The following is a 26,310-nucleotide window of genomic DNA, read 5'->3' as shown; positions in this document are numbered from 1 at the left end:
ATGCAGGCCAACGTCTCCGCCAAACGTGCGCGAAGCAAATTCTCGGTGCCCGGCCATCCACCGAAAGGGTGGTGGAATTGCGGCGATCAACCGAAGCGGCCATTGACGTAATCGTGGGTGCGTTCATCCTGCGGGTCCTCGAACATGGCCACCGTCGGGCCATGTTCGATAATCCTGCCGGGAGTTCCGTGCGAGGCCAGAAAGAATGCGCACTGATCGGACACCCGGGCGGCCTGCTGCATGTTGTGGGTGACAATGACGATGGTGACCTCGGCGGCGAGTTCGGCGATCGTCTCCTCGATCCGCCGGGTCGAGGTCGGGTCCAGCGCCGAGCAGGGTTCGTCCATCAGCAACACCCGCGGGCGTACCGCGAGCGACCGGGCGATGCAGAGCCGCTGCTGCTGGCCACCGGAGAGGGCACCGCCCGGCTGGCGCAGCCGGTCTCGCACCTCCTTCCACAGCCCGGCCTTGGTCAACGTCTCCTCCACCAGCGCGTCCCGGGTGCTCCGGGACGCCCGGGTGCCGGTCAGCTTCAGGCCGGCGAGCACGTTGTCGTAGATCGACATCGCCGGGAACGGATTCGGCTTCTGGAAGACCATCCCGACCTGGCGTCGGGCGTCGGTGATCCGGCGCTCCGCCGAGTAGAGGTCCCGACCGTCGAGGAGCACCTCACCGGCGAGCGAGGCAGCCGGCACCAATTCGTGCATCCGGTTGAGAATGCGCAGGAAGGTGGACTTGCCGCAGCCGGACGGACCGATCAGGGCGGTCACCTGGCCGGCCGGCATGGTGAGGGAGACCCGGTCGAGCACCTTGTGGTCGTTGAACCAGGCGGAGATCGCGCGCGCATCGAGGGTCGCGAGGTCCGTACGCCGGGCGGGCTCGAACGACGCGGGGAACGGTTCCGCCGCCGGCCGGGCGATGTCGACGATGGTCGGCGTGGCGGTCGCGTGATCAACTCCGGCTACCGTTCCGCCCAGGTCGTGGGTGGTCGGTGGCCCGGACAACTCGGTGTGCGGCGTCACGATCTCTCCTTCGGTTCAGGGTGTGGCACCGGTCCGGGCACCGGCCCCGCCCCACAGCGCGGCCCGTCGGGTGTCCGTCGGCACGGCGGGCGTCGGTCAGAGCAGGTTGGGAAGCAGGCGGACAACCTGGTCGGCGGCGGCGAGACCAAGGGCGAGCAGGACCGGCGTACCGACGATCCAGACCTGCCACGAACCCCATCGGCCGCGCAGGTAGGCGAGGGCGAGCGCGGCGAGGAACAGCGCCTGTCCCCAGAGCATCACCACGGTCCATGCCCCGGAATCGGTCGCCATGGCCTGTTCCGCCTGCGGCAGGGCCGTCGCACCGAACCTCCGCGCCGGCGTGGGCTGGACCGGGCTGCTCAGCTGGGCGTCCACCCGCAGGATGTCCGTCGGCATGAACTCCGGGCCGAGTGCGGTGATCAGCGTCAGCCGGCCGCCCGCCGGGTCGGCCACCGGGGGCACCGGGTCACCCGGGCGGCGCAGCCCGGTCACCACGAAGGCCTGTTCGCCCTGGCCGGTGGTGACCGTGACGGTGTCGCCGGGCAGCACCAGGTCCAGGTCCCGGAACGGCCCGCCGTACGCGGCCCGCCGCGCCATGATCACGCTCGTGCCGCGCTGTCCCGGCAGGACGGTGTCCCGCCGGTGGCCCGGGCCGGAACGCAGGACGCTCGCGCTGGTGCCCTCGAAGACGACCGTCCGCAGCCCGATCCGGGGCACGCTCAGCACGGCCACCGGGGACCCCGGCTCGACCAGCCGTTCCCGGCTCTCGCCGCCGTCGCCGAAGTCCACCCGGAACTGACCCACCGGGGCAGTGCCCCGGGCCAGCTCACCCCGGAAGTCGGCGAGCGCGGTCTGCTGGTCCCGCTCGTAGCGCAGTTGGGAGACCAACGTCAGGTGGAAGACCAGGCACAGCGCCACCAGCGAGAGGATGCTCAGCGCCGTACCCGGCACCTGAAGGACGGGGTTCACCGTACGCCGGCGCGCTGGTCCGGACGGTTTGCCGGCGGGTGCCGGGGTGACCGCCCCCGGACCGGCCGGCGGCACCTCGGCGGGTGCCGGGCTTGTCGTCGCCGTCGACATGGTCCTGATCTCCTTTGCATGGGGACCGCCTTCGGGGCGGCCGCCGGGCGGGCGGTCCGCCCCGAGGACGGGGTTGCGGACGACTCAGCCGATCGCTTCGGGGTCGTCCGGCCAGACGACCGGCCTCGGCTCGGGACGGCGCCGGCGGGTGGCCAGCATGGTGACGCTGCCGGTCCCGACCAGGCCGACGCCAGTCAGGCCGAAGGCGACCAACGACAGGCCGGTCTTCGCCAGCTGACCGCCGCCGCCGTCACCGTCACCGCCGCCGTCACCGCCGCCGTCACCGCCGTCGTCACCGCCGTCACCGCCGTCGTCACCGCCGCCGTCACCGTCGCCATCGTCGGTCGCCACGATGAAGTCGAAGGCCACCGTGTGCGCGGCGCCAGCGAGGTTGAGCCGGTGGGCGCCGTCGGCGGCGTCCTCCGGGACGGTCAGCTGGTACTGGACCGTCCCGTTCGCAGCCTGGGCGGTCCCCAGGCTCGCGTCATCGAGGGTGACCGTGACCTGCTCGGTGCCGTCGAAGCCACCGGCGGTCACCTTGACCCGCTGCCCCGGGCTGAGCGTCGGATTGGCGCCCAGCTTGTTGCCGTCGGCGTCGACCACGGTCAGATCGCCACCCGACTGGGGTGCGGTGACCTGGTACGAAACCTCGGTGGACGTCGACGTGATGAAGTCGACCGGGTCGGTCGGGTCGAAGACCGCGCTGAGCTGGTGGGCACCGGTGGCCAGCGCGGCCGTCTTCAGGGTGGCGGTGCCGCCGGTTACCGGCTGGGCGCCACCCAGCGCGGTCCCGCCGTCCTTGAACTGCACGCTGCCCACCGCCTTGACGGGCGAGATGGTCGCGGTGAAGGTCAGCTCGGTGCCCTGGGGGCGGGGTCCAGCCGGCGTCACGGCGAGCGTGACGGTGGTAGCGGTGGGGCTACCCATCACGAAGAGCATCCGGGCGGACTCCCCGGCCCGGTACGGCGACCCGGCCTCCGGCGTGTACTTCGCCTTCAGGTCGTAGCTACCCTTGGGCAGCTCGTTGGCGGTGACGGTCGCCGCGCCGTCGGTCAGGGCCGCCGAACCGAGCACGATCCCCCCGTCGATGCCGCCCCGGGGGTAGCGCACGAACTCGACCGTGCCGGTCGGCTGGGCGCCGCCGGTGGCGACCGGCGTCACGGTCGCGGTCAGCGCCAGCGGGATACCCGGCGCCTGCGGGCTCTCCTTGTCGGTCGTCAGCACGACGCCGACCTGGCCCGAGGCGACCACCTGGATCTCGGCTGGCGGGTTCGAGGTCGAGATCAGGTAGCTGTTCGGGTCCGCCGGCTGGAAGCTGGCGGTCACCTTGTGCAGCTTGACGGGCTCGGTCTCCGCCGGCCCCGGGAGCTCGGTGGTCTTCAGAACCGCCTTGCCGTCGACCAGCGGTGCGCTACCGATCTCAACCTGGTCGGTGCCGGTGGTCCGTCGGAAGATCACGGTGCCGGCGGCCGTCGCCGGCGTCACGCTGGCGGTCAGCGTGACCTCGGAGCCGACGTCGACGGTGCCCGTCGGCTCGACGGCCAGCGTGGTCGAGGTCTGCGCGGCGGTGGTGCAGGTCGTGCCGACCTGCCACGTGTCGCCGCACACCTGGATCCGGGTCTCGAACTCGTCGGCGTTGGGCCCATCGGTCAGCGAGTAGCACTGCACCACGATCCGCCACTCACCCTCGCCCGGGGTGCCCTTGATCGCGGTCTCGAACGACCGGTTCGGGTTGACCGTGATCGGCGCCTGGTCGAAGCCGCCGCCACCGAGCGCGACCGCGAGGTTCGAGTACGGGCCACCCGGCCGACCGATCCGCAGGCTCACGTTCTCGCCGTACCCGGTCGGGCACTTCTCCGTGGTGGCACTGGCGAACATCGGGGTGGTGGTCACGCTGCCGCTGGACTGCGACAGGGTGACCGCACCGAGCGACGCCGCCCAGGCCGGGCCGGCGACGGCCAACGCGACACCGGCGATCATCGCGCTCACGGAGAGCGCGAGACCGGCGCCCAGCGCGCTCACGCGGGCGAAACCACGCCTACTCATCTGCGCTTCCTCTGCTGATAGGCCGACGCCGGCGAGCCGGACGCCGGTCGGACCGGACGGTCGTGGTGGCGGGGGACAGTGGTTGCCCGGGCGGCCGATGGCGGCCGCCCGGGCCGACCCGGCAGTGCAGAATCAGTTGCCGAACCGGAGGTTGGTGTAACCGCAGTTCGCCTCGAGGGCCGAGACCAGCGTGGTACGCACGCCGAAGCCGAACAGCTCGACCACCTTGCGCTGGGTGCCGCCGTCATTGACGGTGGCGGTGCAGACGGCCGCGTTCGAGCCGACGAAGGTGGAGGCAACCAGCGGCACGGTCAGATCGGCCGTGGGGACGATGTTGTAGACGTCCCGACGAAGCGGGAAGTTGATGTTGAGAACCCCGCCGACCACCGGCTGCTGAAGGACGCCGCCGGTGGGCCGCATGCCGTTCAGCGCAGCCTCGCCGCGCCGGTCGGCGACCGTGACCCCGGTCATGCTCGCGATCTTGGCCGCGTTGCCCTGCGCGATGAACTGACCGGCCGAGAACGGCACCACCCGCTCCGGGTGGCCGGTCAGCGGCGCGCCGTCGTGCTCCTGCGCCCGCTCGATCAGCGGCACGGCAGCCGTGGCCGGGTTGCTGTCGGTGTCGGCGGCCAGGCAGGGGTAGTCGCCGAGGTTGATCTCAACCTCGGTGATGCCGACCTTCTGCGACCAGAAGTCCCAGGTGCCCGAGCCGGCCTGGAGCATCACCGGGCTGACCGAGTTGCCGGCGATGGTCCGGTCGAAGCACCGGTAAACCCGCTGGACCTGGGCGAACGACACGTTGACCGGCAGGTCGCCGTTGACGTTACGGGCCAGCGTCACGGCGTCCACACCGAACGGGATGTAGGTGTAGTTGCCGGTGCTGCTCGGGGTGCTGCCGCCCCCGTAGCTGGACGACCGGGCGAAGTCGACACAGCCCACCACGTTGGTGTTGGCCCACTGGCCCGGTCCGCCCTGGCCGATGTCCTCGCCCTCGGCGGCGCGCAGCGCCCGACGCCCGTTGCTGGAACCGTTCGGCCGCGGGAAGTCGCAGTTCGTCGCCCGGGTCTTGACGTTGGCGGTCCCCCGGGCGTCCCACGAGGCGATCACCCTTGCTCCGCCCGAGGTGATGACGTTCCCCAGGCCGTTCATGACGTCCTGGGTGGTGTCCGAGCCGACACCGGCCAGCGTCCGGTACTCGGTGACCGGCGAAGGGTCGGCCGAGGCGGGGGCGGCCACCAAGCCGGCGGTGAGCACGGCGGCGAAGCCGACCGCGACCACCTTGCCGATGGAATTGACCTTCATGCGTGATCCCTCTCTACGGGGCATGACATTTTCGGTCGTCCGATCATCAGACGATCCACAGCAATCGTCGCTGGCCCCGACAGCGGCCGAAACCGTGATCGGGAAAAGGTTCCGGAATGGCTTCTCTCGCCAACACGTAGGCCGAATGAACAACAACCGGCAATCGGAGGTACCGCCGTTGCCCGTTTCATTCGGCGACATTCGTCGGTAGATACCGGGTGCCGAAGCGGCGCAGGATCGGCCCGGCCACGCCACCGACCAGGCCGACGACCAGCACCCCGAGGAGGACCCACCGGATGCCGCCCGGCGGGCTGCCCTGCGTCAGCTGGCTGGCCTGCTTCGGGGTCGGTTGCGGTGATGGCGCCTGGGCGCCCGGGGAGGGCACCGCACCCGCTGAGGGCACCGACGCCGGTGCGGGCACCGCGCTCGGCAGTGCGGGGGCGGGTGGCGGCGTGACGGAGTTGTCCGACGGCGTCGGAATGGCGGTGGGCGCGACCGCCTCCTCCAATCGCTTCGCGGCGGCGCTGGTCTGCTCGCGCATCGCCGTCGGCAACGGCACGTAACCCTCGGGGAGCAGGCCGCGCGTCACGCCGGGGCGCTGGCCCTCGCCGACCGCGTACCGGAGCAGCTTGGCGTAGTCACGCCGGGCGTCCACCGGATCGGTGGTGTCCGCGACGGCGTACGTCAGCAGCGAGAGCGGGTACGCCCCGGCCGCCGACCAGGCCCGCGCCGGGTCGATCACGGACACCCCCTGCACTGCGCTCGGTACGGCCGTGCCGGCCGCCGCGCTGATCGCCTCCTTCGTCGCGCCGCGGCAGTCCGTGGCCACGTACGTGTTGCCCGCCCCCTTCTCCGCCTTGCACAGTTGGGCGGTGAAGAGCCCGTACCGGGCGGCCGAGGCCGAGTCGGTGACCGACATCGTGAACCGGAATCCGGGCTGTTCCCGGGGCAGCTTCTCGAACTTGGGCGGCGTGACGTTGACGTTGAGGAACTGCGCGTACGCCCCGGTGTCCCCGCGCAGCGTCTGCGCCGCGCCCCGGCCGAACCCACCGGTGCGCGGGCGCAGCTCGGACGAGCAGAGTTCGTAGGTCTCGCCCTGGTGCACCTGCTGGAAGCAGGAGCGGTCGGCCTGCGGGAAGTAGTCGGGGACCTCGCCCTTGAACAGGGGAATGTAGGCCGGGTTCACCACCATCTCGCCGTCCGGCATACCGCCCAGCCAGTTCGCCGCGGCCCGGTCGGACAGGATCCACGTCCAGAGCGCGCGGGCCGCGACCGAGCTGCCGTTCGGTGCCATCAGGCCGTTGATCGTCACGGACACCCGCCGGTCCCAGCTCCGGAAGACCGGGTTCAGGTCGAGGAACTCCGGATCCTCCTTGATGCTCCGGTAGTTCTTCGCCAACGCCTTCCCGCCGTTGCCCGGCACATCCCGCTGGTACGACTGGGTCAGCAGCTTCGCGACCAGCCGCGGGGTGAGTTTGAGGTCACTCAGTGCGGTGCCCCGCAATCTGGCCACCTCCGGCGGCAGGGGACCGTCTTCGAGGTTGACGTCGATGTTCATGGCGAGGACCAGCCCGCTCAACATCACCGGTGCGTGGACCAGCGGGGGGTCGCTGGCGGTGGTCGGCACCGGGTCGGAGCTGTAGATGAGCCCGGGCGCGTTCGGCGACGGCGACAGAATTTCTCGGGCCGCCTGGAAGTCGCCGATCGGTGAGTAGCTGACCGACACCCCGCCAGCGCTCTCCGCGCAGAGCGCCGGCCGCCAGGAGGAGGCCGCTTCGGCGGCGAGCTCGGTCCCGGCGGTCAGCCGCTCGGCCCGGTCGAGCGGGCAGGACCCAGCCGCCGGCTCGAACTCCAACGGCACCACGATCCGGTGCCGCCAGAGCGACGGGATCAGCGGCGAGCCCTGGGGTGATCCGGTGAGGGAGACGTCCTCCCCGGTGTAGGAGTGGTGATGACCGCGCGGGACCACCACCAGCCAGCAGGGGCGGGACTTCTGCTCGACGCCCGTGGCGTCCCGGTAGGGCTCGCCGCAGCCGAGGTCCGGGGCGAGCGAGGAGTTCTGCACCTCGAAGGAGATCCGGCCGGTCCCGTCCTCGGCGGTCAGCGCGAACGGGTACTCGTTCGTCATCGCCCGGCCGTAGTACGGGGCCAACACCTCCTCGGTGTACGCCTCGCGATCGGCGCCGGTCTGCGGGTCCTTGATATTCGGGAAGGGGGAGGATGCGCTGCCGTCCGGGGTGCGCGAAGGGTCACATGCCGTCGCGCCCACCGGGCAGGAGACCGGCCGGAACGGCACCATCCGGGCGTCGGCGGGCAGCTGCTCCCCCTCGTCGGCGGCCGGGTAGCCCGGCGCGTCGAAGCGGATCTCCCGCGAGTTGGCGTTCGCCGCCGCCGCCGCGTTGATCTCGAACGGCATCACCGGCGTGTCCAGCTTGGAGCCGAACTGGCAGGTCTCGCGGAATTTCAGCCCGTCCTTGTCGTCGGCCGCAAACGGGTCGCCGTAGCACTGCATGATCTGCAGGAAGTCGACGCCGAGCGGCCGGTTGCGCGGGGTCGGCGTGCCGCCGGTCCAGGTCACCACGACCGCCTGGTTGACCAGGTCCCGGGTCTGGGAGACGGTGATCTCCAGGTTGGAGAAGTCCTCAGGGAACAGGTTCTTTCCCCGGACGGTCACCGCGCTGCTGGCACCGGTGCCATCGTCGGCGAGGATCTGACCCCGGGCGGCCTGCGGCGCCGGCACGGCAAGCGAACCGAGCACGAGCAGCAGCACGGTCAGCACGGTGGACCGGCGGACGGCCGGGCGCCACCGGAGCCGGCGGATCACCGCTCGCCCCAGGAGTCGGCCTGACGAGAGCGCACTGCGTGGGACACCAGCGGTGGACCGATCACCAGTCCGACCAGCAGGAGTGCGGCGAGCAGCATGAGGGTGTGCCGGAGTTGCCAGCCACCGGTCCCGTCCAGCGACACCGGCAGCGCGGCGACCTGCTCGCCACCGCCGGCACCGGCGTCGCCGCCGGCACCGGCCACCTCGCCGGTGTCCGGGTCGACCACTGCGACGCCGGGGGTCGGTCCGGCAGCGCCTCCCGGGGTACCCAGCTGCGGCCCGGCTCCCGTTCCCGGCCCAGCCGTACCGCCGGTTCCGGTGCCGCCGGTGCCGGTGCCGGTGCCGGTGCCGCCGGTGTTGCCACCGCCGCCGGAGCAGCGGGCGGCCGGCAGGATCGGCGTGTCCTGCGGGGCCCCGGCAGTGCCGGTGCCACTCTGGGTGGAGCCCTTACGGTCGCAGGCCGACGGCATCTTGGCGCTCTTGGCCAGGGCGTTCCCGCCATCTGCGGAGACCGTCGGGTTGTTGCAGGTACGGATCTTCTTCGCGACGTCGATCTTGGCCACGCCCGGGATCTGCTGCGCCTGCTCCATCCCGGCCTGCACCAGGTTGATCGGCAGCGGCGAGTAGCCGAGCACCTCCGCCTGCCGCTGGCCCTCGCAGAGGAAGTAGTACGCGAACTCGCCGAGGGTGTATCCCGAGTCGGCGGTCAGATTGTACTCGATCTTGGTCGGAACGATCATGTACGAATACGACGAGAGTGGATAGCTGCGCGGGTCGTTGTTCCGGTAGACGCCGTCAAGGATCTGGGTCAGGTAGTCATCGGAACCGCGATTGCTGTTGATCTTGGCCTGGGTCAGCGCCACCGCAACGTTGTTCGCAGTGGGCTCGACGTAGTAGCCACCCTCGTTGAGGACCTTGACCACCGGGAACTTGGCGTTGATGGCGTAGGAGTACTCGACGTAGGTGATGGCGCCCTCGGCGTTCTCCTGCCGGACGTACGTGGAAACCCCGTCCGAGCCGGTGGCGCCGACGAAGCCGGAGCCGGCCTTCGCGGGATACACCGAGGTGATCCCGCACGGTGACGGCTTGTTCCACTTTCGGCAGTGGGCGGCCCAGATGTCCTGGTGCTGCTTGCTCATCCAGAGCGTGAACTGGGCGGTGGTGCCGGAGCCGTCCTGACGGACCACCGGGACGATCGAACGGGCCGGCAGATTGAGCCCCGGGTTGTCCGCCCGGATCGCCGGGTCGTTCCACTTCCGGATGACGCCGGTGAAGATCTTCGCGATCACCTCACCGGAGAGCCGCAGGTTCGTCACCCGCCGGCCGCCGATCTTCAGGTTGTACATGAACGCGGTGCCACCGGCGACGATCGGCATGTACGCCGACTGCCGGGCGCCCTTGCTGTCCGTACCGCTGAAGATGTCTTGCAGGCCGTACGGGATCTCCGAGACGCCGAAGTGGGCCTTGCCCTCCCGGAACTGGACCCGGCCCTGGGTCGAGCCGGCCGCCTCGTACTCGACCTGGATGTTGTTGGCCTGCACGTTGCGGGCCCAGGTGGAGATGGCATTGGCGCTCCAGGTGGAGCCGATCCCGGAGATCGGCACCTTCCTCGGCGCGGCCTGCGCCGGCGGCGCCGCGGTGAGCACCAGCGCGACGGCCGCCACGGCGGCGGCGAGCCTCGCCGCGCCGCGGGTAGCCGCAGGGCGTCGGCGGATCCGCAGTCTCAACATGTCCTACCTCGTGGTCGCTTGGGGTGGGAGAAGGTCGGGTTCGCGGGGTCCGTACGGCGTGGTCTGAGCCAGCCGTTCCCGCTCGCGGCGCACGAAGCGCACGGCGTCCCGCCGGGAGGCCAGGGCCCGGCGGCGCCGTTGGCCCCGGGAGAGCTGGCCGGGCGCCCGGCCGCCGAGCAGCCGGGCGAGGATGAAGAGCAGCAGGACCAGGGCCATCAGCACGGCCGCCGCCCCGAAGCCGCGCGAGATCATCACCGGGTCCGGCCGGCGGACCGCGTCGAAGGTGAACAGCGGCAGCGAGACCTGGTTGGCCTGGAACGGGTTGACGTTGGTGAACTGGGTGAAGCCGGCGGTCAGCAACACCGGAGAGGTCTCGCCGATGCCGCGGGCCGTGCCCAGGATGATCGCGGTCATCGCGCCGGACCGGGCGGTCGGCAGCACGACGTGCCAGATGGTCCGCCACTGGGAAGCGCCGAGGGCGAGGGACGCCTCCCGCAACGTGCCGGGCACCAGCCGCAGCACGACGTCCGCCGCGCGGATCACGATCGGCAGCATCATCACGCTCAGCGCGAGTGCGGCGGCGAAGCCGGACTTCTGCCGGCCGAGCGCCAGGATCAACGTGGCGTACACGAACAACCCGGCCACGATCGACGGCAGCGCGGTCATCGCCTCGACGATGATCCGTACGAAGCGGCTGAACGCGCCGGGCAGCTCGCTGAGGAAGACCGCGCAGATCAACCCGAGGGGCACGGTGACGGCCAGCGCGATGCCGATCTGCTGGAGGGTGCCGATGATCGCGTGCCGGATGCCGCCGGCGTCGAGCGGGTCGAGCGGACCGGCGGAACGCATGTCCTCCAGATAGAAGTTGAGGTGCGCCAACGGTTCCCGACCCCGGTACAGGGTGAAGCCGACAACGACCACGAGGGCCAGCAGCATCAGGAAGGCGAGGCTGTGCACCACGACGGCGGCGAGCCGGTCCCGGATCACCGGCCCGGACTCGTCCAGCCGGACGAGCACCGCGTAGCTGGTGAGGAACGCGAAGTACCAGAAAACCACGAAGCCGAGGAGGCCATCGAACGGCGCGAGCTGGGTGAAGACCAGCACGGTCAGCCCGAGCGCCGCGAAGGCGGCACCGAACACCGCCATGACGTCGGAACGCCGTACCGTCGTCGTCGACCGCCGTCGCTCGGCCCCCGCCGGACCGGCGACCCGCGCGGGCAGGGTCGTGCCCCCGCCGGGCCGGAGGGGCTCCCGATCGGCGGCCGGTTCGGGGTACGGGCGCCCCGGCCCGTCGAGCAGGGTGGTGCGTTCGCGGCTCATCGTGGGCTCCTCACGCATCGCTGGCCGCGCCGGAGCGGCTGCGGTTGATGATCAGGCCGGCGCCGAAGTTGACCAGCAGGGTCATCACGAAAAGCACCAGGCCGGCGGCCATCAGGCCGGCGATCCCGATCGCGTTCGATTCCGCGTAGCGGAGGGCGATCAACGAGGAGATCGAGCCGCCGCCGTTCTGCAAAATGTGCGGCTGGATGACGAAAACAAACGAGATGACGAGGAATACACCGATGGTCTCGCCGAGCGCGCGACCGAGGCCGAGCATGGTGCCGCCGATCATCCCGCCCCGCCCGAACGGGAGCACGACCGAGCGGATCATCCCCCACTTCGTCGCGCCGAGGGCGAAGGCGCCCTCCCGCTCACCGACCGGCGCCTGGGAGAAGACCTCCCGCATCACCGAGGAGATGATCGGGGTGACCATCATCGCCACGATGATCCCGGCGACGAAGGTCGAGCCGGTGAGGGCGCTGTTGCTGCCGATCGGGTCCCGCGGGTCGTAGCCGTCCACCCGGAACAGCGGGATCCACCCGAGGTAGGTCGCCAGCCACCGGGGCAGCCCCTCGCCCTGCTCGCCGGCGACCAGCAGGTGCGGTTGGAGCAGGTAGAGACCCCAGATTCCGTACACCACACTGGGCACCGCAGCCATCAGGTCAACCACGTTGACCAGGACCGGAGCGATGCGTCGCGGGGCGTACTCGGCAATGTAGAGCGCCGCGCCGGTGGCGAGCGGCACCGCGATCACGATCGCCACCATGCCGATCAGAACGGTGCCGACCAGCACCCCGGCCACGCCGAAGGCGGCGCCCGCCGGGTCCCACTCCTGAACGGTGAGGAACCGCCAGCCCATGGTGCGCAGCGCCGGCAGAGCCCGCAGGGTGAGGAAGATCCCGACCAGCAGCATGATGGCGAGGACCATCAGCCCGCCGGCCCGGATCACTCCCCGGAAGAGCAGGTCCGAGCCCGTACGACGCTGTCGGATCCGCCGCGGGCGGTCGGTCGACGCGGCCGATGGCTCGGCCGGTTCCATGACGACGACGGTCATCGGCCCACGCCTCTCGATCCCTGTTTCGGCAACGGCAGTGGCTGGCCGCTCAGCTTGAGCGGACGTGCCGTCGGCACCACCGCGCCGTGTATCCCGGTGACCGGACTCGGCTCCGGGTACCGACGTCGGTCCCGCCGGACGCTGCGGGTGCCGTCGACGATCTCGGCGTTCGGCAGCGCCTCGAGAAACCGCTCCAGGTTGTAGGTGCACTCCCGGGCCCGCAGGTACGACCGGCTGGAGACGGCGACCAGGACGTCGTCGAGCGAGATCCGCCAGGTCCACTGGCCGGTCGCCGCGACGGTGCCCGCCAACGACACGATCCGGTGGGCGTTGGCCTGCAGATCCAGCACCGCCTCACGGCACGGGGCGTAGAAGTCGTGGTACGTCGCGCTGCGGCCGATCGGCCGGTTGTTCGGCGACACCAGCATCCAAAGGACACCTTCGGTCGTCCGCTCGCCCTCCGGCCCTGGCATCCGCGCGGCGAGGAACACGAAACGTGAGTGCTGCACCCCTGACCCCTTCACTCGAGCGTGCCGGCTGCCTCTCCCCCCGGACTCGGTGCCGGCATCAGCGTCCGCACCATCGGTGACTCGGCGAGCAGCCATCTGCGCACGCCAGACGTGCAGCGCGTGAACAGCACGTACGCAGACATCCACCGTTCGGATACACCCGATCGTCATCAACCGGATGCTCGGGTGATACTGAACCGAATGACGGATTTGCCCCGGCGCGAGGTCGCAACGACGTCAGGCGACACCGACGGACGCTGCCCGCCGGAACGAGCGAGAGAAAGTTGGTCAGCGGCGGCCAGCGGCCCCCCGTCCGCCACTCGGCTCGTGACGGCGAGTGAGCAGCCACACCGTCCCCACGAGGAAGAGCACGCCGGCGAACGCGAGGATCCACCAGAGGTTCGCTACCGAGGCGGTGCCACGGGCGCCGTTACCAACCAGTCGCTGCCCGGGCACGGTGGCCACCGGCGACGGCGTCGCGGTCGCCGGCGCGGGACTTCCAGACACCGCGGCGCCAGAGGGCGTCGGCACGACCAGCGAACCGTCCCCTGTGGGCGTCGGCGCGGACACACCGGCCGGACGGCCGGTACGCCACCGCTTCCCGGAAACGGTGATCTCGGTGACGAACCGCTCGGGGTGCACGCCCTGCGTTTCGCTCACGCACTCCACGACGATCCACCACTCGCCGTCGCGCGGTGCGCCGCCGAGGGCGGTGGCGAACGACCGGTTGGGGCGGGCGGTCACCGGCTGCTGGTCGTACCCGCCCGCGATCAACGGCCGGGCCAGATTGCTGTACGGACCGCCCGGCGGGCCCACCCGCAACTGCGCGTTGCGGCCGAAGCCGCTGGGACACGGCCGGGAGGCGGTCGCGACGGCGAACACCGGCGTGGCGTCGACCGTCCCACTGGTAGCCGAGAGCCCGACCGTACCGAGCGGTGCGGCGACCGCCGGTGCGGGGCTGACGAAGCTGCTGGTCAGCACGATCAGGCTGGAGGCCACCGCGGCGAGGAGACGAAGATTTCGATGCACACCGCCGGTCTAACCGGCCCGCGAAACCGGGCGAGCACGAACGACCGCTCGCCGGACAGACATCAGGTGAACAGGAAACTGGCGCGCCGTTCAGCGCGCCCGGTCACGCCCAGACCTGCTGCGGCTCGGACCGGCGCTCGGCCAGCGACGGGGCCTTGTCGTACTCCCGGACCACGTTGTAGCGGGTGTCCCGCTCCACCGGCTGGAAACCGGCGTCCCAGATCAGGTGCAGCAGGTCGTCCCGGTGCATCGTGTTCGGGGTGCCGTACGAGTCGGCGTCGTGGGTGATCTTGTATTCCACGACCGAGCCGTCCAGGTCGTCCACGCCGAAGTTGAGCGAGAGCTGGGCCACCGAGAGGCCGTGCATCACCCAGAAGCACTTCACGTGCGGCACGTTGTCGAAGAGCAGCCGGGACACCGCGAAGGTCTTCAGCGACTCGGCCGGCGACGCCATCGTGGTCCGGGCCTGGATCCGGTTACGGATCTTGCCGTCCGCCGAGTCGACGAAGTCGTGCTGGTAGCGCAGCGGGATGAAGACCGCGAAGCCGCCCGTCTCGTCCTGCAGCTCGCGCAGCCGCAGCACGTGGTCGACCCGGTGCCGGGGCTCCTCGATGTGGCCGTAGAGCATGGTCGACGGGGTCTTCATGCCCTTGGAGTGGGCCAGCCGGTGGATCCGCGACCAGTCCTCCCAGTGGCAGGCGTGGTCGACGATGTGCTGGCGGACCTCCCAGTCGAAGATCTCCGCGCCGCCGCCGGTCAGCGACTCCAGGCCGGCGTCCATCAGCTCGTCGAGGATCTCGTCGGCGCTCAGCCCGCTGATCTTCTCGAACCACTGCACCTCGGTGGCGGTGAAGCACTTGAGCTTGACGTTCGGCAGCGCCGCCTTCAGCTCGCGCAGCACCTTCGGGTAGTAGCGCCACGGCAGTGTCGGGTGCAGGCCGTTGACGATGTGCAGCTCGGTGAGCTGCTCGTCCTCCATCTCCTTGGCCTTGCGCACGGCCTCGTCGATGCGCATCGTGTACGCGTCCTTCTCGCCCGGCTTGCGCTGGAACGAGCAGTACGCGCACGAGGCGGAACAGACGTTGGTCAGGTTGAGGTGCCGGTTGACGTTGAACATCACCCGGTCGCCGTTGAGCTCGGTGCGACGATGGTGGGCCAGCCGCCCCAGCCAGGCCAGATCGTCGCTGTCGTAGAGCGCGATCCCGTCCTCACGGGTCAGCCGCTCACCGGCGTACACCTTCGCTTCGAGCTCGCGCTTGAGTCCGGCGTCCATCGAAAGCCACGTCCCTTCCACCTGCGGTCCCGGTCGAGCCTACGTCGGCGCACCGACCACCCCGCAGCACGGGCACCACCAGCGACCTACTTCACCAGACTCTCAGGCTCCCGTAACCCGGCGACGCATCGACATCACTACCCCGGTGCGGTAGACAGGGTGGGGCGCGACACCCACTGGTGGCGTCCCGGTCGCCGCGCCCACCGTGCGCGGCACGGCACACCGGACGGGGAGCGGAATGGTCGACAGCGGGCACGGGCGATGGCAGCGACGACGCAGGAGCCCGCTGATCTCGCCAGTGCTGCGTCCCGCGCTCTGGTCGGCCCTGCTCGGCGCCGTCGCGGCGATGGCCCTGGCCACCCCCGGGTACGCCGACCCCGCGCTGCCCAACGCCGTGCCCGACACCGGCTCCCGCCCGGCCGCCGCCGGCGGCCTGCGGCTGCCCGGCGGGGCCCCGGGCCTGGCCGGCCTGCCCGGCAGCACGCCGACCCTGCCGGTCGGCGGCGTCGCCGCCAGCCCGCTGCTGGCCCAGATCACCGCCCTGGAGACGCAGAACGGCCAGCTCGGCGACCAACTGCTCGAGCTCCGCCAGCAGCGCGACGACGCCCGGACACAGCTCACCGCCGCCGAGGGCGAGCTGGCCCGCGCCCGCGACGCCCTGCTCCGGGCCCAGCAGCGCGCTGACACCGTCGCCGCCGACGCCTTCAAGGCCGCCGCCGCCCTGCCGCCCGGCGCGATCGCCGAGGACCTCCAGGGGCTGAGCGTCCTGCAGCGGATCTCCCGCGGCGGGCAGGCCGAGGGCACCACCGCCGCGGCCGGCGAGCTCTCCCGCGGCCGCACGGCCGAGCAGGTGGCCACCCAGGCGGTCGCCTCCGCGCAGGACCGGGTCCGCCGGGCGGAGGAGCAGTTCACCGCGGTGGAGAAGGCGCTGCGGGAGAACGAGCGGAAGCTGGTCAAGCTCCGCGCCGAGAACCAGGCCCAGCTGATCGAGCTGGAACGGCAGCAGGAGGCCGCCGAGCAGAAGCTCGGCGCCGCGTACGTCGAGGGGCAGAGCGCCACCGGCCTGACCGCCAGCCCGCAGGCCCTCGCCGCCGTCCGGTACGCGCTGGCGCAGCTCGGCGACCCGTACCTCTGGGCGGCCGAGGGGCCGGACCGGTTCGACTGCTCCGGCCTGATGTGGGCCGCGTACCGGTCGGCCGGCTACTACGACCTGCCCCGGGTCTCCCGGGACCAGTACTTCGCCACCCGGGCCCGCACCGTGGACCGCAGCGCCCTACTCCCCGGCGACCTGCTCTTCTTCGCCTCGGGCAGCAACTGGACGACCATCCACCACGTCGGGATGTACATCGGCGGCGGCAAGATGGTGCAGGCCCCGTCCACCGGCGACGTGGTCAAGATCTCCACGGTCCGGTGGTCCGGCCTCTACGCCGCCACCCGGGTCGTCGGTGCGGTGCCCGCGCCGGCCACCCCGGCGCCGTCGCCCACCACGCCGGCCCCCGAGCCGACGGACTCGGCGTCGCCGAAGCCGACCACCCCGGCGCCGCACCCCTCGCCCACCTCCACGAAGGCACCGACCCGGCCGCCGTCCACCCCGCCGTCCACCCCGCCGTCCACTCCGCCGACGACCCCGCCCACCACTCCGCCGACGACCCCGCCCACCACTTCGCCGGAGTCGCCGTCGGAGAGCCCGTCGCCGAGCCCGACGACCAGCAGCGCGGAGCCCAGCACGGCGGCGAGCAGCCTGGCCCCGGAGAGCAGCGCCCCGGCCTCGGCCTCGGCGAGCACCGGCTCCTGACCCTCCGCGCCGCGTTCGCACCCGCCCGGTACGCGCTCCGGCTGTGCCGGCGGGTAGGAATGTGGCACCGTGACATCCAGGCACTCCCGGCCCGGCGTCCCGGGTGCGGGTGCGAACGCGGCGCGGAGGGCGAGCATGGGCGAGCGACAGATTCCGGCGGAAACCATCGACCGCGGATCCGTGCCCGAACCGGCCGCCCCGGGCGGTCCCGCCCCGACCGGACCGTCCGGAGTCGACAGCGCGGAAGTGGACGCCTCGGTGGCCGCCCCGGATGCCGCGCCGGCCGGCGACGCCCCACCGGCTCGCGGGAGCACCGACGCGCCCCCGGCCACCCCCGACTCGTCGCCGTCCAGCGCGCCGGCCCGCGCCCGGGCCAGCGTCGCCAGCGTGACCGCGCCACCGCAGGACGGCCACCTTCCGGTGCCGCCCGCCTCCGGCACCACCTACCGGGCCGGCGCGCCGGACACCGCCGACGGCACCCGTACCGGCGGGGAGAGCGCCGCCGCCCGGGCCGAGGGCTCCGGGCCCGTGGTGGGCGCCGCGTCGGTACCCGGCCAGCGGGGCGGCGGCGCGGCGCCGAGCACCCGGGCCAGCGCCTCCGTGCCGGGGCTCAGCCGGATCTCGGCCGAGCAGGCCGCCGCCGGGGCGGCCGGCGCAATCGCCCGGGCCGGCGGCGGGGCCGCCACGGTCTACCGGTCGGCACCGGTCAACCCGGAGCCGCCCGAGCCCGTCCAGCCCCCGGAGCCGGCCCAGCCGCCCACCCCACCGACGCCCGAGCCGGAACCCGCCCCGACCCCGGAGCCCGCGCCCAGGCCGGAGCCCGCCCCCACCCCGGCCCCGCCCACGCCCGCGCCGACCCCGGTGCCGCCGGCTCCCGGGCCGTTCCCCGCGCCGGTGCCGCCGCTGCCGGGTCCACCGCCGGGCCCGCCGCCGGGCCCGCGCCCGACCCCGCCGGGGCCGGTCCCGCCCGTGCCCGGCCCGCCGGTACCCCCGCCGGGCCCGGCGGTGCCGCCGCCCCCGCCGCCGCCCGGCCCGATGCCGGCGCCGCCGTTCCCGCCGCCGCCGGCCATGCCGGGCGCGAACAGGCCGCTCGCCCGCGCCACGGCCCCGGTCTCCGCGCCGCCTGTCGCCGCCCCGCCGCCCGTCGCCGCTCCGCCGACCCCCACCCCGCCGTTCCGGGCCGCCGCGCAGGTCTGGACGCCGCCCGCCCGGGCCGCCGCGCCCGTCTCGGCGCCACCGCCGACGCCGGCCCGGCCGCCGTCGGCTACCTCGGCCGCCGGGCGCCCTTCCTGGGGCGCGCCGGCCGCCGGGACCGCCGGCCAGCCCGGCTCGCCCTACCGGAGCGGGCCGGACCTGGCCAGCACCGGGTACGGCGGCACCGAGGGGCCCGACTTCGCCACGGTCGCCTTCCCGGCCGGCAACCCGCTGGAGAACTCCGGCTCGCTGACCGGGCACATCCTCGCCCAGGGCTGGGCCGACACGCCCGTCGAGCGGTCCCGCAACACCCGGGTGGTGGTCGTCCTGGCCGCCTCCCTGGGGCTGCTGGTGGCGATCAGCGTGCTGATCGTGCTGCTCGCCAACGACGCGATGGACGGGCTGGTGGGCAACATCCTGACCAAGTGAGCCGGCCGGTCCCGGCCCTCGCCGCCGTACGCTCCGCGCATACGTCGGCGAGGGTGAGCCCGCCCACTACCCCCGCGCGATCGGCTGGCGACCTCGCCGGGCCGCCGTACACTGGTCGGGATCACTGACCCGGCGCGTGGTGCGCGCCCATGGGCGATCTTGCGGGCGATTCGGCGGCGTTCAGCCGCAGCGGGCCATCGCGAAGATGCGCCCCGCTCGAAAGGCATTTGTTGACCACCTCCGCTGACCCCGGCACCATTCCGTCCGTCCTCGACCCGACCGCCGGGGACGCCCCCGCCGTCGATGTCGACTTCGCCGACCTGGGCCTGCCCCGGCCGCTGGTCGAGGCGCTCGCCCGACAGGGCATCACCACCCCGTTCGAGATCCAGCGGGCCACCATGCCGGACGCCCTCGCCGGCCGGGACGTGCTCGGCCGGGGCCAGACCGGCTCCGGCAAGACCCTGGCCTTCGGGCTGCCGCTGATCGCCCGGCTCGCCGACCGCAACCGGGCCCGCCCGCTGCACCCCCGGGCCCTGGTGCTGGTCCCCACCCGGGAACTCGCCATGCAGGTCAACGACGCCCTGATGCCGCTCGGCAAGGCCGTCGGCATCTTCCTCAAGACCGCCGTCGGCGGTGTCCCGTACGACCGGCAGATCGACGCGCTGCGCCGCGGCGTGGAGATCGTCGTGGCCACCCCGGGCCGGCTCGGCGACCTGATCAGCCGGGGCGTGTGCCGCCTGGACGACGTCGAGGTGACCGTCCTCGACGAGGCCGACCAGATGGCCGACATGGGCTTCCTGCCCGAGGTCACCGAGCTGCTGGCGAAGACGCCGGCGGGCGGCCAGCGGCTGCTCTTCTCGGCCACCCTGGACGGTGACGTGGACTCGCTGGTCAGGCGGTTCATGACCGACCCGGTGACCCACTCGACCGCCCCGTCGACCGCGTCGGTGTCCACCATGGACCACCACCTGCTGCTGATCCCGCCGCATGACAAGTTCGCGGTGGCGGCGTCGATCGCGGCCCGTTCCGGCCGGACCATGCTCTTCGCGCGTACCCAGCTCGGGGTGGACCGGCTGGTGGAGCAGCTCGCCGCAGTGGGTGTGCGGGCCGGGGGCCTGCACGGTGGCAAGACCCAGCGGATGCGCACCAAGACGCTGGCCGAGTTCCGCGAGGGCCGGATGAACGTCCTGGTCGCCACGGACGTGGCCGCCCGGGGCATCCACGTCGACGGGGTCTCCCTGGTGCTGCACGTGGACCCGCCGAAGGACCCGAAGGACTACCTGCACCGCGCGGGCCGTACCGCCCGGGCCGGCGAGTCCGGCGCGGTGGCGACCCTGGTGCTGCCGAAGCAGCGCCGCACCACGCTGGCCATGCTGGAGAAGGCCGGCGTCGCGCCGGCCGAGACCCGGGTCCGGGCCGGTGACCCGGCGCTGGCCGAGCTGACCGGCGCCCGCGAGCCGAGCGGGGTGCCGGTCCGCGACGAGCCCGAGCCGCGCCGGGCCGCCGGGCAGCGCCGCTACGGCGACCGACCGGCCGGCGAGCGCCGCTACGGCGACCGCCCCCAGGGTGAGCGGCGCTACGGCGACCGACCGGCCGGCGAGCGCCGGTTCGGCGACCGGGATGGGCGCGGCGAGCGCTACGGTGAGCGCCGCTTCGACGGCCGGGGCGACCGCCCGACGGGCGAGCGTTCCTTCGGCGACCGCGGCGACCGCGGCTACGCGGACCGCCCGCAGGGCGAGCGCCGCTACGGCGACCGCGAGGGACACGGTGACCGCCGCTTCGCCGGTAGCGGCGACCGCCCGACCGGCGAGCGGAGCTTCGGTGACCGGGGCGAGCGGCGCTTCGACGGCCGGGGCGACCGGCCGGCCGGCGACCGCTCGTTCGGCGACCGCGGCCAGCGGGGCTTCGGCGACCGCACCGACCGCCCGAACGGCGAGCAGCGCTACGGCGACCGGGGCGAGCCGCGGTTCGGCGACCGGCCGCACGACGAGCGCCGCTTCGGCGGCGAGCAGCGCGGTACGGACCGTCGCGGCGGGTTCCGCCCCGAGGGGCGGGGCCGGGACGACCGGCCGCGCGACGACCGGCCGCGCGACGACCGGCCGCGCGACGATCGGCGTGGCTTCGGCGGCCGGCCGCCGGCGCGTACCCACTGATCCACCCGACCATCCGGCACGCCGCCGCGGAGCTCGCGCTCCGCGGCGGCGTTTCCGCATGCGCTGCCGGTGTCGGCCGGCTGGCGTACCGTCCGAATCATGCCGAGGTCACTCTTCTGGAGCCGGACGGACATCGCCGGTGCCGAGCACGCCGTCCTCGACGGCGGTCCCGGGCTCGTCGCGCACGGCACCCTGCTCGCCGTCGATCCGATCCCCTGGACGTGCCGCTACCAGTTGGCGGCCGGGGCGGACGGGGTCACCAGTTCCCTGGACGTGGCGGTCGAGGGGGCGGGCTGGTCGCGGAGCGTACGGCTGGAGCGCGGCGCGGACGGCTGGCGGGTGACCACCGCCGAGCAGGGCGACCTGGACGCGGCGCTGCGGGCCGCCGGGCACCCGCCGGCCGGGCTGCCCGGCTCCGACGACCCGGACCGGCTGCACGACGCCCTCGACGTCGACCTGGGCGGGTCCCCGCTCTTCAACGCCCTGCCGATCCGGCGGCTGGGGCTGACCGGGGCGGCGCCGGACCTCCCCCACACCGTCACCGTGGCGTGGGTGCTGATACCGAGCCTGGAGGTGGTGCCCACCGAGCAGGTCTACACCCCGCTCGGGCCGGGGCGGGTCCGGTTCAGCAGCGACACCTTCCGGGCCGACCTGACGGTGGACGCCGACGGCCTGGTGCTGCGCTATCCGGGGCTGGCCGAGCGGGCCGACGCCCGCTGAACCGGGGCCGGCTCAGGCCGGCCAGGCGCCGGTGGCCAGGAACCGCTCGACGGTGGCCAGGTGCGGGGCGAGGTCCAGCCCCTGCCCGGCCACCCAGGCGTCGTCATAGTAGGTGCGGGCGTACCGGTCGCCGGCGTCGCAGATCAGGGTGACCACCGAGCCGGTCCGCCCGGCGGCGAGCATCTCGGCGATCAGCCCGAACGCGCCCCAGAGGTTGGTGCCGGTGGAGCCGCCGACCCGGCGGCCGAGCACGGCCGAGCCGGCGCGCATGGCGGCCAGCGAGGCCGCGTCGGGGACCTGGGTCATCCGATCCACCACCGAGGGCAGGAAGGACGCCTCGACGGTCGGCCGGCCGATTCCCTCGATCCGCGAGCCGCGCCCGGTGCGCACCGACCAGTCGGCGGCCTGCCAGGCCGGGTAGAACGCGGAGTTCTCCGGGTCGACCACGCAGAGCTTGGTGGGCAGCCGCCGGTAGCGGACGTACCGGCCGATGGTGGCGCTGGTGCCGCCGGTGCCCGCGCCCACCACGACCCAGGCCGGTACGGGGTGCCGTTCCAGCGACAGCTGCGCGTAGATCGACTCGGCGATGTTGTTGTTGCCCCGCCAGTCGGTGGCCCGCTCGGCGTAGGTGAACTGGTCCATGAAGTGCCCGCCGCTGTCCTCGGCCAGCCAGCGCGCCTCGATCACCACCTTGGCCGGGTCCTCGACCAGGTGGCAGCGCCCGCCGTGGAACTCGATCTGGGCGATCTTCTCCGGGGAGGTGGAGGCGGGCATCACCGCGATGAACGGCAGCCCCAGCATCCGGGCGAAGTACGCCTCGGAGACCGCCGTCGAGCCGGAGGACGCCTCGATGACGGTGGTCTCCGGGCCGATCCAGCCGTTGCAGAGCCCGTAGAGGAAGAGCGAGCGGGCCAGCCGGTGCTTGAGCGAGCCGGTGGGGTGCACCGACTCGTCCTTGAGGTAGAGGTCGATCCCCCACGCCCGGGGCAGCGGGAAGGGCAGCAGGTGGGTGTCGGCGGAGCGGTTGGCGTCCGCCTCGACCGTGGCGATCGCCTCGGTCACCCACGTCCGGCTGGCCTCGTCGCAACGGTCGAGATGAGTCACGCCGGCAACGTTACAAGTGAGCTCGGTTCCGGTCCGGCCCGGCCCGGCGCCGCTGCCGGCGCTGCCCGGCCCGACCGGCGGCCCGGACCACCGGGGTCAGCGCGAGCGCCAGCCGTGGCAGCGCGTCCAGCAGCCGTACCTGCGCGCCGCGCCAGCGCGGCAGGCTGACCACCGGGCGGGGGCGGCGGGCCAGTCGGGCGGCCCGGGCCGCGACCCGCCGCGGCGTCAGCATCGTCCCGGTGAAGGAGGCCAGCGCCCCGGGGTCGTCGAGCCGGTCGTGCAGCATCGGCGTCCAGATCCCGTCCGGGCAGAGGCACGACACGTGTACGTCCCGCAGCCCGGCCATCCGCAGGTCGGCGAGGGTGCCGAGGCTGAACGCCAGCAGCGCGTGCTTGCTTGCGGCGTAGACGGTCTCGCCGGGCGCGGCGACCAGGCCGGCGAGGGAGACGACGTTGAGCACGTGCCCGTGCCCCTGGGCGCGCATCACGGCCAGCGCGGCGAGGGTGCCGGTCATCGCGCCGAGGGCGTTCACCTCCACCACCCGCCGCCGGGTCGCCGCGTCGTGCTCCCAGGACGGCCCGGTGACCAGGATGCCGGCGTTGTTGACCCAGAGCCCGAGCCCGCCGGCCGTCCCGCCGGCCGCCTCGGCGGCGACCTCGGCGCAGGCCGCCTCGTCCCGCACGTCCAGCGCCCGGGACCAGCCACCGAGCGGCGCGGCGGCCGTGGCGGCGGCGCCGGCGTCCAGGTCGGTCAGGAGTACGGCCCAGCCGTCGGCGTGCAGGGCGGCGGCGATGGCCCGACCCAGTCCGCCGGCCGCACCGGTCACCACGGCGGCGCCGCGTACGGGGGTCGTCATCGGCGCAAGGTATCGCCGCCCGGCGGGCGGCGCCAGACCCCCGACGGTCAGGTGGTGGGCGAGGCCAGCGGCTGCGGGCGGTTCTCCCACTTGGTCGACAGGGCGATGCCGGTGCGGGTGGACGCCACGCCCGGGGTGCGGTTGAGCCGCACGATCAGCTGCTCCAGCTCGGCGATGGTGCCGACGCGCGCCTTGAGCAGGAAGGACTCGACGCCCGCCATGAAGTAGCAGGACTCGATCTCGGGCATCTGGCGGAACGTCTCCAGCACGCCGTCGGTGTCCTCGCCGGAGTCCTCGACGATGCCGATCAGCGCGGTCACGCCGAGCCCGATCGCCTCCGGCTCCACCTCCGCCCGGTACGCCCGGATCACCCCGCTGGATTCCAGCTTGCCGACCCGCTCGTGTACGGCCGGGGCGGAGAGGCCGACCTGCCGGGCCAGCTCGGCGTACGACAGGCGGGCGTTGCCGCGCAGCAGGTCGACGAGGCTCAGGTCGATGGCGTCCACGGAGTGTGACCCTAGCCGCCCGGGCGTAACGTCGAGCGTCCGGTACCCGTTGAATATGACAGTGCGTCACAGTTCGCAGATGGACGGTCAAGGGGGCTCGACACCGGTAGCATTTACTAACTTCCCACTCAGTGCGTTTTTCGCGTTTGGCGGACAGGCCAGGTCGCTGGTGCTGTAATTGCCATACGTCCCTCATGACGGCTCTGGGCTCGCACCGGCCGGGGGCAGTGTGTTCAGCCGGGGGCTTCGTCGACGCGAGGAGGGGGCTGTGGACACTGGAGATCGCCTGCTGACACCGGGTGAGGTCGCCGCGTTGTTTCGGGTTGACCCGAAGACTGTGACGCGTTGGGCGGCGGCCGGCCGGATCGGCAGCATCCGGACTCCAGGCGGGCATCGCCGGTTTCGGGAATCCGAGGTGCGGGCCCTACTGGAAGGGGAGGGCATGCTGGACGAGGCGGAGGACATCGGCAAGCCGCGCAACGTCGGCCCCACCGCCTCGACCGGGCCGGGCCCGGCCAACGCCGGCATGTATTGACTGGTGCGAGACGGATACGCGGGCCGGCCGGCAGGTCCGGTCCGCGCCCGTCTGAGGTGAGGTTCCGCCTCGCTACGACCGGTCGGCGGCCAACTGCCCCGACCAGCGCCGGAACAACGTGTGCGGCACGCCGAGGGCGTCCAGCACCTTGCCGGCCACGAAGTCGACCAACTGCTGGGCGGTGGCCGAGGCGCCGGAGCCGTAGAAGCCCGGGCTGGCCGGCAGCACCACCGCTCCGGCGTCGTGCAACGCGATCAGGTGTTCCAGGTGGCTGCGGGTCACCGGCGTCTCCCGGGGCACCACCACCACCGGCCGGCGCTCCTTGAGGTTGACCTCGGCCGCGCGCTGCAACAGGTCCTTGGAAAGGCCGATCGCGATGCCCGCGCAGGCCGCAGTGCTCGCCGGCACCACGACCATCCCGCGTACCCGGTAGGAGCCGCTGCTGGGGCCGGCGGCGATGTCGCCGGCCGGCCAGTGCCGCACGTCGGCGTCGGCGAGGTCGCGGCCCAGCCAGGCGGCCAGGTCCTCGGCCCAGTGGCCGTCCCGGAACGAACGGCCGGTCTCGTCGAGCACGGTCAGCCGGGCGGCCCGGGAGACGATCAGGTCCACCGGCTCACCGGCGTCGAGCAGCCCGTTGACGACGGCCGCCGCGTACGGCGTGCCGGACGCCCCGGAGACCCCGACCACCCATGGTTCGCGCATGCCGTCCAGCCTGCCTGGTCGCCGCCGCGCCCCGCCGGGCGACCCCCCGACGGCTGCGCTCCGTGGCCCCGATGTGCCGCCCCGCGAACAGGGACGACGGCCGCCGACTCGACCTGCCATGCTGCCGTCGGCGACCCGCGCCGTACGGGAGGAATCGAGCAATGGTCGAGGAGGTCCTCCGGTCGCTGCGAGCCGCGTGCCCGATTCCGCCCCGGCTCTCGCCGTACGCGGACCCGGTGCAGGAATGGCTGCTGGACCGGTTGCCCCGGCTGGGGCTGCCGCTGGACGGGACCGCCCGGGAGCGGCTGGACCGGGCCCGCTTCGCCCGGTACGCGGGCCGGCTCTACCCGGACGCCACCGAGCCGGATCTGCGTACCCTGGCCGCCCTCTTCACCTGGTTCTTTCTGGTCGACGACGCCTGCGACGGGCCGGACCGGCTGGCGCCACCGCAGATCCTGGCGCTGCGCGCCGGAGCGTTGAGCCTGCTGCGGGAGGGCCCGCGGGGGCGACACCCCGGGTTCGGTGGGCCGCTGCGCCGGCTGCTGGTCGAGGCCTGGCGGGTGCCCCGCCGCCGGATGCCGGCCCGCTGGCGGCTGCGCTTCGCCGACGCGGTCGCCCACCACCTGGACGGCACGTGGCGGGAGTCGGTGGCCAGGGACCTCGGGCGGCGGCCGTCGGTGGCCGAGTACGTGGAGCTGCGCCGGGCGACGTCGGCGGCGTACGTGTCGTACCCGCTGATCGAGTTCGCCGCCGGGCGGCCGTTGCCGGACCCGGTCTGTCACCACCCGTCGCTACGCCGGATCGGCGAGCTCGGCAACGACCTGCTCTCCTGGTACAACGACCTCGCCTCGCTGGATCGGGACCGGGCCACCTCGGGCGGGCACAACCTGGTGCTGGCGGTGGCCGCCGAGCGGGGGGTGCCGCTGGACGCCGCCGTGTACCTGGTCGCCGGGCGCTGGCGGGCGGCGATGGACCGCTTCGTCGCGCTGCGCGCGTCGGTGCCGTCGTTCGGCCCGGCCCTGGACCCAGCGGTCGCCACCCACCTCGACGGGATCGCCGACGCCGTCCGAGGCACCCTCGACTGGACCACGGAAAGCGCCCGCTACCCCGCCTCCCACGACGCCTGA

General features: G+C 73.1%; 21 protein-coding genes. 6 read left to right on the top strand and 15 right to left on the bottom strand.

Annotation, left to right across the window (positions count from 1 at the left end):
• Positions 1 to 86 precede the first annotated feature (86 nt).
• The 11 genes from ABZ807_RS22135 to mqnE form a co-directional block, all read right to left on the bottom strand.
• Positions 87 to 809: a phosphate ABC transporter ATP-binding protein gene (locus ABZ807_RS22135; RefSeq protein ID WP_357161058.1), complete on the bottom strand. Its 723-nt coding sequence runs from the start codon at positions 807 to 809 to the stop codon at positions 87 to 89.
• A gap of 309 nt (positions 810 to 1,118) precedes the next feature.
• The gene (locus tag ABZ807_RS22130; RefSeq protein ID WP_357160988.1) at positions 1,119 to 2,102 is read right to left on the bottom strand and encodes a sortase; all 984 of its coding nucleotides are present in this window, start codon (positions 2,100 to 2,102) and stop codon (positions 1,119 to 1,121) included.
• An 84-nt stretch (positions 2,103 to 2,186) separates the two neighbouring features.
• The gene (locus ABZ807_RS22125; RefSeq protein ID WP_357160985.1) at positions 2,187 to 4,148 is read right to left on the bottom strand and encodes an Ig-like domain repeat protein; all 1,962 of its coding nucleotides are present in this window, start codon (positions 4,146 to 4,148) and stop codon (positions 2,187 to 2,189) included.
• A gap of 132 nt (positions 4,149 to 4,280) precedes the next feature.
• Positions 4,281 to 5,450, bottom strand: a complete 1,170-nt coding sequence (locus ABZ807_RS22120; protein WP_357160982.1) for a hypothetical protein — start codon at positions 5,448 to 5,450, stop codon at positions 4,281 to 4,283.
• A gap of 187 nt (positions 5,451 to 5,637) precedes the next feature.
• Positions 5,638 to 8,274 carry a hypothetical protein gene (locus tag ABZ807_RS22115; RefSeq protein WP_357160979.1) on the bottom strand — a complete coding sequence of 879 codons (2,637 nt, stop codon included), beginning with the start codon at positions 8,272 to 8,274 and terminating at the stop codon, positions 5,638 to 5,640.
• Complete coding sequence (gene pstS / locus ABZ807_RS22110; protein WP_357160977.1) at positions 8,271 to 10,004, bottom strand: phosphate ABC transporter substrate-binding protein PstS; 1,734 nt, start codon at positions 10,002 to 10,004, stop codon at positions 8,271 to 8,273. Before pstS ends, ABZ807_RS22115 begins: the two co-directional genes overlap by 4 nt.
• A gap of 3 nt (positions 10,005 to 10,007) precedes the next feature.
• Entirely contained in the window at positions 10,008 to 11,324 is a 1,317-nt protein-coding gene (gene pstA / locus ABZ807_RS22105; RefSeq protein ID WP_357160974.1) for a phosphate ABC transporter permease PstA, read from the bottom strand.
• Between the two features lie 10 nt (positions 11,325 to 11,334).
• Positions 11,335 to 12,378, bottom strand: a complete 1,044-nt coding sequence (pstC, locus tag ABZ807_RS22100; protein WP_357160971.1) for a phosphate ABC transporter permease subunit PstC — start codon at positions 12,376 to 12,378, stop codon at positions 11,335 to 11,337.
• Positions 12,375 to 12,806, bottom strand: coding sequence for a hypothetical protein (locus ABZ807_RS22095; RefSeq protein WP_357160968.1), 432 nt, complete (start codon positions 12,804 to 12,806; stop codon positions 12,375 to 12,377). Before ABZ807_RS22095 ends, pstC begins: the two co-directional genes overlap by 4 nt.
• 369 nt (positions 12,807 to 13,175) lie before the next feature.
• Positions 13,176 to 13,886 (bottom strand): hypothetical protein, encoded by a 711-nt coding sequence (locus tag ABZ807_RS22090; RefSeq protein WP_357160965.1) that lies wholly within the window; start codon positions 13,884 to 13,886, stop codon positions 13,176 to 13,178.
• Positions 13,887 to 14,019: 133 nt separating this feature from the next.
• Positions 14,020 to 15,189, bottom strand: a complete 1,170-nt coding sequence (gene mqnE / locus ABZ807_RS22085) for an aminofutalosine synthase MqnE (protein ID WP_357160962.1) — start codon at positions 15,187 to 15,189, stop codon at positions 14,020 to 14,022.
• Positions 15,190 to 15,427: 238 nt separating this feature from the next.
• On the opposite strand from mqnE, the gene ABZ807_RS22080 reads away from it, so the two are divergent.
• From ABZ807_RS22080 to ABZ807_RS22065, 4 genes are all read left to right on the top strand, one after another.
• The gene (locus ABZ807_RS22080) at positions 15,428 to 16,984 is read left to right on the top strand and encodes an NlpC/P60 family protein (protein WP_357160960.1); all 1,557 of its coding nucleotides are present in this window, start codon (positions 15,428 to 15,430) and stop codon (positions 16,982 to 16,984) included.
• Positions 16,985 to 17,119: 135 nt separating this feature from the next.
• On the top strand, positions 17,120 to 18,607 hold the full coding sequence (locus ABZ807_RS22075) for a hypothetical protein (RefSeq protein WP_357160957.1): 1,488 nt from the start codon (positions 17,120 to 17,122) through the stop codon (positions 18,605 to 18,607).
• 230 nt (positions 18,608 to 18,837) lie between these two features.
• A complete protein-coding gene (locus ABZ807_RS22070; RefSeq protein ID WP_357160954.1) occupies positions 18,838 to 20,760 on the top strand; it encodes a DEAD/DEAH box helicase in 1,923 nt (640 codons plus the stop codon).
• A gap of 99 nt (positions 20,761 to 20,859) precedes the next feature.
• Positions 20,860 to 21,480, top strand: a complete 621-nt coding sequence (locus tag ABZ807_RS22065) for a putative glycolipid-binding domain-containing protein (protein ID WP_357160951.1) — start codon at positions 20,860 to 20,862, stop codon at positions 21,478 to 21,480.
• Between the two features lie 12 nt (positions 21,481 to 21,492).
• On the opposite strand, the gene ABZ807_RS22060 is transcribed toward ABZ807_RS22065, so the two are convergent.
• Genes ABZ807_RS22060 through ABZ807_RS22050 form a run of 3 tightly spaced genes read right to left on the bottom strand, consistent with a single transcriptional unit; the run spans position 21,493 to position 23,946 of the window.
• Positions 21,493 to 22,584: a PLP-dependent cysteine synthase family protein gene (locus ABZ807_RS22060; RefSeq protein ID WP_357160948.1), complete on the bottom strand. Its 1,092-nt coding sequence runs from the start codon at positions 22,582 to 22,584 to the stop codon at positions 21,493 to 21,495.
• A 10-nt stretch (positions 22,585 to 22,594) separates the two neighbouring features.
• Positions 22,595 to 23,440, bottom strand: a complete 846-nt coding sequence (locus ABZ807_RS22055; RefSeq protein ID WP_357160945.1) for an SDR family oxidoreductase — start codon at positions 23,438 to 23,440, stop codon at positions 22,595 to 22,597.
• 47 nt (positions 23,441 to 23,487) lie between these two features.
• Entirely contained in the window at positions 23,488 to 23,946 is a 459-nt protein-coding gene (locus tag ABZ807_RS22050; protein WP_357160942.1) for an Lrp/AsnC family transcriptional regulator, read from the bottom strand.
• Between the two features lie 268 nt (positions 23,947 to 24,214).
• On the opposite strand from ABZ807_RS22050, the gene ABZ807_RS22045 reads away from it, so the two are divergent.
• The gene (locus ABZ807_RS22045; RefSeq protein ID WP_357160939.1) at positions 24,215 to 24,481 is read left to right on the top strand and encodes a BldC family transcriptional regulator; all 267 of its coding nucleotides are present in this window, start codon (positions 24,215 to 24,217) and stop codon (positions 24,479 to 24,481) included.
• Positions 24,482 to 24,553: 72 nt separating this feature from the next.
• Here ABZ807_RS22045 and ABZ807_RS22040 read toward each other — a convergent pair whose 3' ends face one another.
• The gene (locus ABZ807_RS22040; protein ID WP_357160936.1) at positions 24,554 to 25,183 is read right to left on the bottom strand and encodes a UbiX family flavin prenyltransferase; all 630 of its coding nucleotides are present in this window, start codon (positions 25,181 to 25,183) and stop codon (positions 24,554 to 24,556) included.
• A gap of 161 nt (positions 25,184 to 25,344) precedes the next feature.
• Here ABZ807_RS22040 and ABZ807_RS22035 point away from each other — a divergent pair, with 161 nt between their 5' ends.
• On the top strand, positions 25,345 to 26,310 hold the full coding sequence (locus tag ABZ807_RS22035; RefSeq protein ID WP_357160933.1) for a terpene synthase: 966 nt from the start codon (positions 25,345 to 25,347) through the stop codon (positions 26,308 to 26,310).

Origin of the sequence: Micromonospora sp. NPDC047548 (assembly GCF_040642975.1) — a bacterium.
Lineage (GTDB): Bacteria > Actinomycetota > Actinomycetes > Mycobacteriales > Micromonosporaceae > Micromonospora.
The sequence above is the reverse complement of the archived record's forward strand: the minus strand, read 5'-3'. Positions and strand labels throughout refer to the sequence as shown.

What these genes read in the sequence shown, in the direction of transcription:
- ABZ807_RS22095 (WP_357160968.1), bottom strand. Translation starts at nt 12,806, where the DNA reads ATGCTGGTGTCGCCGAACAACCGGCCGATCGGCCGCAGCGCGACGTAC.
- ABZ807_RS22055 (WP_357160945.1), bottom strand. Translation starts at nt 23,440, where the DNA reads ATGACGACCCCCGTACGCGGCGCCGCCGTGGTGACCGGTGCGGCCGGC.
- ABZ807_RS22125 (WP_357160985.1), bottom strand. Translation starts at nt 4,148, where the DNA reads ATGAGTAGGCGTGGTTTCGCCCGCGTGAGCGCGCTGGGCGCCGGTCTC.
- ABZ807_RS22075 (WP_357160957.1), top strand. Translation starts at nt 17,120, where the DNA reads ATGGGCGAGCGACAGATTCCGGCGGAAACCATCGACCGCGGATCCGTG.
- ABZ807_RS22120 (WP_357160982.1), bottom strand. Translation starts at nt 5,450, where the DNA reads ATGAAGGTCAATTCCATCGGCAAGGTGGTCGCGGTCGGCTTCGCCGCC.
- ABZ807_RS22040 (WP_357160936.1), bottom strand. Translation starts at nt 25,183, where the DNA reads ATGCGCGAACCATGGGTGGTCGGGGTCTCCGGGGCGTCCGGCACGCCG.
- ABZ807_RS22080 (WP_357160960.1), top strand. Translation starts at nt 15,428, where the DNA reads ATGGTCGACAGCGGGCACGGGCGATGGCAGCGACGACGCAGGAGCCCG.
- ABZ807_RS22065 (WP_357160951.1), top strand. Translation starts at nt 20,860, where the DNA reads ATGCCGAGGTCACTCTTCTGGAGCCGGACGGACATCGCCGGTGCCGAG.
- mqnE (WP_357160962.1), bottom strand. Translation starts at nt 15,189, where the DNA reads ATGGACGCCGGACTCAAGCGCGAGCTCGAAGCGAAGGTGTACGCCGGT.
- ABZ807_RS22035 (WP_357160933.1), top strand. Translation starts at nt 25,345, where the DNA reads ATGGTCGAGGAGGTCCTCCGGTCGCTGCGAGCCGCGTGCCCGATTCCG.
- pstS (WP_357160977.1), bottom strand. Translation starts at nt 10,004, where the DNA reads ATGTTGAGACTGCGGATCCGCCGACGCCCTGCGGCTACCCGCGGCGCG.
- ABZ807_RS22130 (WP_357160988.1), bottom strand. Translation starts at nt 2,102, where the DNA reads ATGTCGACGGCGACGACAAGCCCGGCACCCGCCGAGGTGCCGCCGGCC.
- pstA (WP_357160974.1), bottom strand. Translation starts at nt 11,324, where the DNA reads ATGAGCCGCGAACGCACCACCCTGCTCGACGGGCCGGGGCGCCCGTAC.
- pstC (WP_357160971.1), bottom strand. Translation starts at nt 12,378, where the DNA reads ATGACCGTCGTCGTCATGGAACCGGCCGAGCCATCGGCCGCGTCGACC.